The sequence below is a fragment of the Paenibacillus sp. Y951 genome (assembly GCF_056786395.1).
In genome coordinates this window covers 1-8,463 of sequence record NZ_JBXCIY010000040.1, presented here as the reverse complement: position 1 = coordinate 8,463, position 8,463 = coordinate 1, and the positions used below count along the sequence as shown (strand labels likewise).

The following is an 8,463-nucleotide window of genomic DNA, read 5'->3' as shown; positions in this document are numbered from 1 at the left end:
CCCTTGTATTTTCACTTGAGCATCCTTTCTTCCCAAAAATTCAATGACTCCACCAGGAAGATATCTCCCCATATCGCCAGTACGGTATATCCGTTCCTTGGTTTTAGGATGTTCTATAAAACTGGACGTTGTCTTCTCATCGTCCTTCCAATATCCAAGCGCCAAACCGCTACCACCAATGTACAATTCTCCCTGCGTCCATGTTGGAGCAGAACGGCCCCACTCATCTAACACAAACCAAGACTGATTGTTCATCGGATAGCCATATGGAATGCTCTTCCAAGAAGGGTCCACCTCATCAATTTCGTATAGGATCGACCAGATCGAAGCCTCTGTGGCTCCGCCTAGACTGACCACCTTAGCCTGCGGTGCGATTTTCCGAATCCGACTCGGAAGGTCAATGGGGATCCAATCGCCACTCAATAGTACGAGTCTAAGCTTCGGTAGCTGGATGCCTCGATTCTCTGCCGCTTCTACTAACAGTGTTGCTAGGGGCGGTGCGGAATTCCATATCGTGACCCCCTCTTCTAGCATTCGCTGTACCCAGTGAGACGGGTTCAATGTACGATCCGGATCTGGATAGATCAGCGTAGCGCCTGCGGCCGCTGCTCCAAACAGATCATAAACTGATAAATCAAAACCAAAGGATGATACGCCAAACATTCGATCCTCAGGTCCCACATGAAACCGAGAGTTCATATCTACAATCGTATTCACGACACCTTCGTGCGGAATCATGACTCCTTTAGGTCGGCCAGTCGATCCTGAAGTGTAGATGATATAGGCTACATCACTCGTAGTCGCTCCAGTGTGAATCGAAGCAGCTTCTTCTTGCCCTTGAACTAGCATTCTAATCGACAGTACCGGTAGGGATGATGTCGCTGTAAGATTATCTGCGATATACTTGTCCTGGGCTACAATAATTACCGCCTCACTATTATCGAGCAAGTAAGACAATCGTTCGTCTGGTAAGCTTGGATCAATCGGTACATAAGCCGCTCCTACCTTAAGAATCCCATATACAGCTTGCAGTAATTCAGGCCCACGATCTGCAACAATAGCTACATGTTCTCCCTGTTTTACCCCGTGCCGACTGAGCATGTTAGCGATCCGATCACTAGCCTGTGCAAGTTCCCGATAACTTAATGTACTGCCATGCGATTGATAAGCGATGGATTCAGGAGTAGTCGTTGCCGTATACTGGAGCAACTCTTCCAAACGAAACGGTAGCTTCTCTTCAGACTGTTGATGAACCTCTTGCCTCTCCTCCACATGTTTTGCTGGAATGAGTGGGATAATCTGCTGACTCCAAAGCTCAGTAGATCGAGCAAGCCTTTCGATCAGACCCGCATAGGCCTCCCACATATCATCAATTAATCCTTCAGGGAAAAACTCTTCAAGTAGATCCCATACATAGAAAAGACGACCGTCCGACAACTCCCAAAACTGATGATCCAGCATAACCTGTGATGTTTCCAAACAGCTATAATCTGGACGTTTGAATCCCTCCATAAACAATCCACTGCCTACTACGAATGGAATGGGTGATTGACCAAAGCCCCCTCTTAATCGGCTTAACGCAAGCATGACCTGCATACCACCCCAATACAAATGCTTCGCGTCACGCATGGCCTGCTCCTGAATACGCCGAGCGCGCTCGATAAATGATGTATCCTTACGGAAATCAATCTCTAAGGGGTATGTGGATGAGAAGTTCCCTAAGATTTCTCTCATCTCAGGGTGTATATCTACCCTTCTTGATACCATATTACTTAAAATAAAATGTCGGCTATTACTCCAAGCTGCAATAATCTCTGCATAGACAGCAAACATCGCACTAGAAGGTGTTAATCCCAATCTTCCTGCAGATTCCTTAAAGGAACTCCATACTTTTGCAGGCATCACTTTTTCACGACGGTTAAGCTTCGAACGACAGCGGCGATTCATGCCATCATTAATCGGAATAGCAGGTGGTTCAGGTAAATAAGGTATCCTCTCTTCCCAATAGCGACGTGATGTGATGCCTTGAGTTGATTCAGACATCTGTTCTAGTGCCAGCATAGCATCGCGGAAGCTTAGGCTGAGTGGCGGTAATACAATTGAAGGATCACTGTAATAACAATCCACTTCCTTAAATAAATTACTGATAGATCCGCCATCCCAGAAAAAGTTATTATGATTATAGTGAATTCGTGCTTTTTCTTCGTCTTGATCCTTCCACAATGTTACCCTTAAATCGATCCATGGCCATGTATCGAGAGGGAGTTCACTTCTCATTAACTGTTCCTGCACTTTAATTAAGATCTCTTGAACCTCTTCCAATGGCAACTCACGAAGATCTAACACTTGTAATCTGATCTTCTCTGGATCTTTTACAACTTGTAACCTTCCTTCAGGGCTAGTAACTACAATTTCAGAATGATGTCGTTGGAGTGCTTTGTTCCAAGCATCCTCATATCGCTGCACATCCAAATTACTAATATTTTGTTCTAAGTACAGATGTGGCCTTACATGGAATTCCATATAAGGATCATCCGCCATTACAAATCCTTGTTGAATATCTGACATTGGAGCTTCATTCGATTTGTAACGTAGTGCAGGAAATAATATTGTCGGTTCTACTTGGACTTGATTGGACTCAGTTACCAGACCAGTTTCCTCCAAATTCATTTGAGTAATTTCTCTTTCTACCCCTTCTTGTATTTTGCTTTGAAGCAGGAGCGCTATCAACTCAATCGTTTGGTTCTCAAAAAACTCATGCATTTCCAATTCAATATTCATCTCAGTATTAATTTCACGCAGCAGCTGTGTAGCCAACAACGAATCTCCACCTAATTCAAAGAAACTGTCTGTTACTCCGATCTCATGACCATTGATGACTCTGGACCATGCGTTATAAACTTTTTCTTCTATTTCGGTACGTGGAGCAACCTTTTCTTTGTATTCAGCGCTCGAATACTCAGGAATTATTGGAATAGCCTTGTAATCAATTTTCCCATTTGAAGATACAGGTATTTTATCCATTTGAACAACATGTCTAGGCACCATATAATCAGGCAAAAGACCGGTTATATAATTTCGTATTTCCTGTACGTTTATCCGTTTTATACGAGAAGGTCCAGTTGCAATAATGACATGAAAACCTAAATAATCTGATACACTGTCCGGACAACGAGTAATTACTACATCAGTAAAAGCAGTATTAAGCAGCGCCTTTTCCCAACCCTCGGCGCTTAAGATACAATGCTCGCTTCTCAAATGCTCATCTGTAAAAATATCAAAGCCTTGCTGAAGCCCCATATGTAAATCGAACGAGCGGAAAAACTTTGTCTCTTCCAAAATAACAAGATGACCATTAAGCGTTAATAATGATGAAAGATGACTCAAAGCCAGTTCGATATCTTTCACATCGTGAAGCATACTGGAAGCGATAATAATATCAAAGCTATTACGTTCAACACCTTGATATTCAGGTCTAACATCCAAATCAAACCGTTTGAATTCCATTGAATCACACATTGGACTAAAGAGATTTTCCGCACGTTGAAGAAAAAATTCTGATATATCCGTGAACACATAATGACAGCCTGCTTCATTTAGAATCGGTAGAATATGTTGCGTCGCCGAGCCCAGTCCAGCACCTACCTCTAGTACTCGTAAACCTTCTTTACGACTAGACGCTAGCTTTTGAATCACATTTTTAAGCTGTGCATGATTATCTGGAAATAATTTTTGATATACCTGTGCCGTTGTTTCTGCTGCATAGATTTTAGCCGAGTGTAGTTTTTCCGTTAAGATGTTATGAAGATTCTCCACCGCATCTGTAAACCAGTAGGCTTCTTCCTCAGTAAAATCTATGGCATCCGTCAATCGCTTCCTTACAGTAGCCGACCATTGTTGCAAATCTATTGGAGGCAATTCATTGTTAAATTCTATGACACCATTACCTACATAAAAAGCATAACCATCCGCTACTAGTACATTCAAAGCTCGATTCAACCAACGCTCATATCGAGTAACTATTCCAGCTGACAGAAGTCGGTTAATGGAAACCCGTTCTCCTGCTTTACCTGTCACTCCAAATTGTTGAAAAGCAGTTACTGTTGCAGCAAAATAATATCCATCGAGCATATCCCATGAATCCTTCAATGAATCATCTAATTTTCTAACCTTTGTCGTAAGTAATACTTCCTCAAGCAACTTTCGAAGGGATTCTTCGCCCGCAAGCTGATCAGATTCACTTAAAGAATCGGTTATTCCTATCAAGGATAAGTCGGTATCAATTAGCTCCACATACGCAGCCAACTGCCTTCGTTCTAACGTACCTGCTGTTGGAAGTACGACTGCCTCTTTAATTTCTGGGTGCTGCCTTAATACCGATGAAATTTCTCCAAGTTCAATGCGATGACCTCGAATTTTCACTTGATTATCATCTCTACCAAGAAAAACAATGTTTCCATCGCTCTTATAGTATCCAGTATCACCAGTATCATATATTCGTTCTCCCGTAAATGGATGAATGATAAAGTGTGAATCTGTTTTTTCGTTATCCTTCCAATAACCTAGAGCCAAACCAATTCCACCAATATATATTCTACCTTTCACTAGATCAGGAGTAGGTCTAAATGCATCGTCATACACCCAAATCGTTTGGTTTGGTAAAGGCTTTCCATATGGAACACTGGACCAAGAAGGATTTACCTCTTCAATAGGATAGTAGATCGACCAGATTGAAGCCTCTGTTGCCCCTCCAAGACTAATTACCCTCGCGTCAGGATATTGGGTACGTACTTGAATCGGCAAATCTAATGGAATCCAGTCCCCACTTAACAAGACCAATCGCATAGCTGTCGATTGTTGATTTATCGTTGTACTATCCATCAACATTCGCATAAGCTGAGGTGCCGAGTTCCAAATCGAAACACTGTGCTCAGTAATTAATTTACTCCAATAAGCAGGATCATTTCCCATTTTGTGATCTGGAATTACGATAGTTCCACCTTGATCTAGCAAACCAAATATGTCATACACTGAGAGATCAAAGCTCAAAGACGATACAGCTAATACACTGTCTTGAGAAGATACCTCGAAAAGTTGATTCATATGTTCAATGGTATTATTTGCTCCTCTATGACTGATCATCACACCTTTTGGCACACCCGTTGTACCTGAAGTGAAGATGATATAGGCTAGATCCTCAATATCCTGCTGTAACCAACAAGTTACATCTTCTATTTCTACTTCGCTATTGACGTTTTTATCGATTAATATCGTCTCTATCATTATCTCATCTGTTATAGACCTTACTTTCCCCGCAAGCTCAGGTTGTGTTAGCACTTGTTGCACCCCACCTATAGTCAACAGTTCAAGCTGACGTTTGGTCGGTAAGTTTGCATCAATCGGCAAATATGCTCCACCTGCCAATAGAATGGCCATGACACCGACGATTTGTTCCCAACCTTTATGCATCAGTATGGCTACAGGCTGCTCTAGCCGAATCCCATGTTCCATTAGTACTTTGGCTGTACTAATACTTTCTATTAATAATTCACGATAAGTTATACTCCGATTTGAGCAGATAACAGCGATTCCATCAGGCTGTTCAAGTGCTTGTCTCAAAAATCCTTCATGAAGCAAACGCTCTCTATATTTATGAGTAGTACTATTAACTTCTTCACGAATAGATTTCATGCAAACAGGTAAAGGGGTTACGATATGGCTCGACCATACGGAGTCATCATCGGCAAGCCTTGTAATGAGATCAGAGAAACCATTATATATACTATCAAGAACCCCATCTTGAAACACATCATCTAACGTGTCCCAGTTGAATACCAAGTCTCCATTGACTTCCATAATTTGGTGGTCGATCCATACTTGAGGAGTTTGACTTACACCATAGACCATGGGACCAAAGCGTTCTAGACAGCCTGCATCCTCCCCTTCGTCTCCGCTAAACACAAGTCCGCTTGTAAATACATAAGGCATTGTTGCTTTCAAAGCACTGTTATTACGTTTCGACCATTCACGAACTACTTCAACACCGCTGTAGATTGAATTTTCCAAATCGTTCATTAATTGGCGTTGCAACTGAATCGCTCGTTCGCGGAACGTTGTGTTCGTTGCTCGATAATCAACCTCAACCAATATAAGAGTCGTAAAATCCCCTATTAATCGCTTTACATCCTCGTGTAGCGGCAGTCTTTTGAATAAAGTCAAATTCAGTGTAAAGTGCTTTGTCGCACTCCAATAAGATAAAATTTCAGCGTAAGCCGCTAAAACTAGCCCAGAGGGAGTAAGTCCTTCCAATCGAGCACTTGCTTTAATCTTCTCCCATTGTTGCTTTGTAATTGTAGTTCTTCTACGTGTAAAATTGGGTTTAACTTGATGTGATGTTGATAGTGGATTCATCGGTAACTCGGGAGCAGAAGGTAAATCATCTATTCTATCCATCCAATATTGCTGTGCTCGATGGTATACATCTGTTCCTAATAAGTTCCTTTCACCTAAAATGTAATCTCTATAAGAGATATTGATTTCAGGTAGGTTAGTTTCAGGCTCTAAATAAAGCAAATACCATTCTTGAAAGAGTGTAGACATACTCCAACCATCGATGATTAGAAAATCTAAACTGACATGTAACCTGATTTGATCCTCTGTCAAACGTGTAGCTCGGATATCAAACAACGGCCATTGATTCGCAGGAATCACTTGATGAGAAAGTTCATCTCTAACTAATTGAATAGAATGATTAATTTGTTCCGAATCTGCCCAGGATAGATCATATAAGTCGATCTCATAGCGAGGAACTGCAGGCAAGATTTGCTGCGTTCCATTGTTATTAATAACCGCTCGCAACATGTCATGTCGATCGATTAAACGACAAAGGGCATCATTTAATTTTGTAAAATCAATACCCTCACAATCTAGTTCAAAATAGAAGTGGGTTGAGACATTACTATACTCAATAGCACTATCCCTTCCAAGCCAATAGGCATGCTGAATATCCGAGAGAGGAAATGATTCATATTGGTTATCCGAATCATGCACGATTGGTGAGAAAGTTACATCGTCTATATCTTCGTTTTGATTGATCAAATATTCCAGTATCAATTCCTTATGTTCTTTAAGCTCCTTACGCAATTCTGGTGTTAATACCCCTTGCGGTGCAGATATACGGAGTTGGTCTCCTACCACTTGGATTTTGATACCTCTACGAGCGGCTTTCAACAATAATTGTTCCATAACTCACTCTCCCGCGTTAATTAAAAATGATTGCACAGATGGTCTTTGAACAAGCCATAATTCTAATAGTGCTGCTACTTGATTGATAATTGGAGTAGACAATAAAGTATGGTGAGTCCCTTCCAAAAATTCACCAGTAACCAAACCAGTTGTCATAGACTGCCATCCCCAATGAATATGATCCGCATAAGGATGCGTCTTAAATTCACTAACTTCTCCTTGCGCTGCTCTAATAATTAAGATATCTATGTCGATCTGAGCCGCATGATAGTTTCTACTTCCCTTTACTATACCTTCAAAAACCTTGTAGACAGTCATTATCTGATCGACACTAAGTCCAGAATAAAGTTCAGTACGTCCCATGGCGAAAGCTAGCAGTTGGATACTCTCCTCCTCCGTATGCTCTACCATATGGACCCTCTCAATCTCCTTTTGAATCTCCTGGTCTAAATTCATATCTTCAATAAACCAGTCGAAGAGAATGGCTTCATCAATTGGATCATGAATTAGCGGAGCTGGACTATCTATAATAATAATTCCTTCTAGCATTCGTCCTTGCTCACGCAACTGTACCGCCATCTCATAGGCTATTATTCCACCGGAAGACCATCCGCCTAGTAAAATCGCCCCTTCAGGCTGATGCTCAACTAACTCCTTCACATAAATCTTCGCTAGCTCATTAATCGAATCCAATGGCATTGCTTTTCCATCCACACCAGGTGCTTGGAAGGCATACACTGGACGTGATATTAGTCCTCCCAGTTCCCCATAGCACATGACATTACCACCTGCTGGGTGTACTAGGTATAACGGGTTCCCTTCTCCCTCGGTATTCATCTCTACAAGCGCTCGAAACGCTGCAGCATGCTCCCATTCCCGTAGTCGCTCCGCCATTCTCGCCACTGTACGATCTTGCCACACATCCCCGATCGATAGACTGATTCCAAACTGCTCTGAGATTAATCCAACTAATCGTACCGCTTCAAACGACTGCCCACCCAGCTGGAAGAAATCATCATTCACTATAATTTGCTCTTGTTCCAGAACTTTTTTCCATATATTCAAAAGCTGTTGCTCAACTGGGTCCTTGGGCGCTCTGTCAGACTTTTCTGCCATTTCTACCATCTCTTTACGCTCAACCACTCTTGGTAAAGCCTTGCGATCCACCTTACCATTTACACTGAGCGGGATGCTTTCCAACACATGAAAAAGTCTTGG

2 protein-coding genes are annotated in these 8,463 nt (G+C 41.9%); both read right to left on the bottom strand.

Annotated elements, in window-relative coordinates:
- A partial coding sequence (locus AC1TPB_RS24445; RefSeq protein ID WP_482078876.1) for an amino acid adenylation domain-containing protein occupies positions 1-7,245 on the bottom strand: 7,245 nt, incomplete at its 3' end.
- Between the two features lie 3 nt (positions 7,246-7,248).
- On the bottom strand, positions 7,249-8,463 hold a 1,215-nt coding region (locus AC1TPB_RS24440), incomplete at its 5' end, for a thioesterase domain-containing protein (RefSeq protein WP_482078875.1).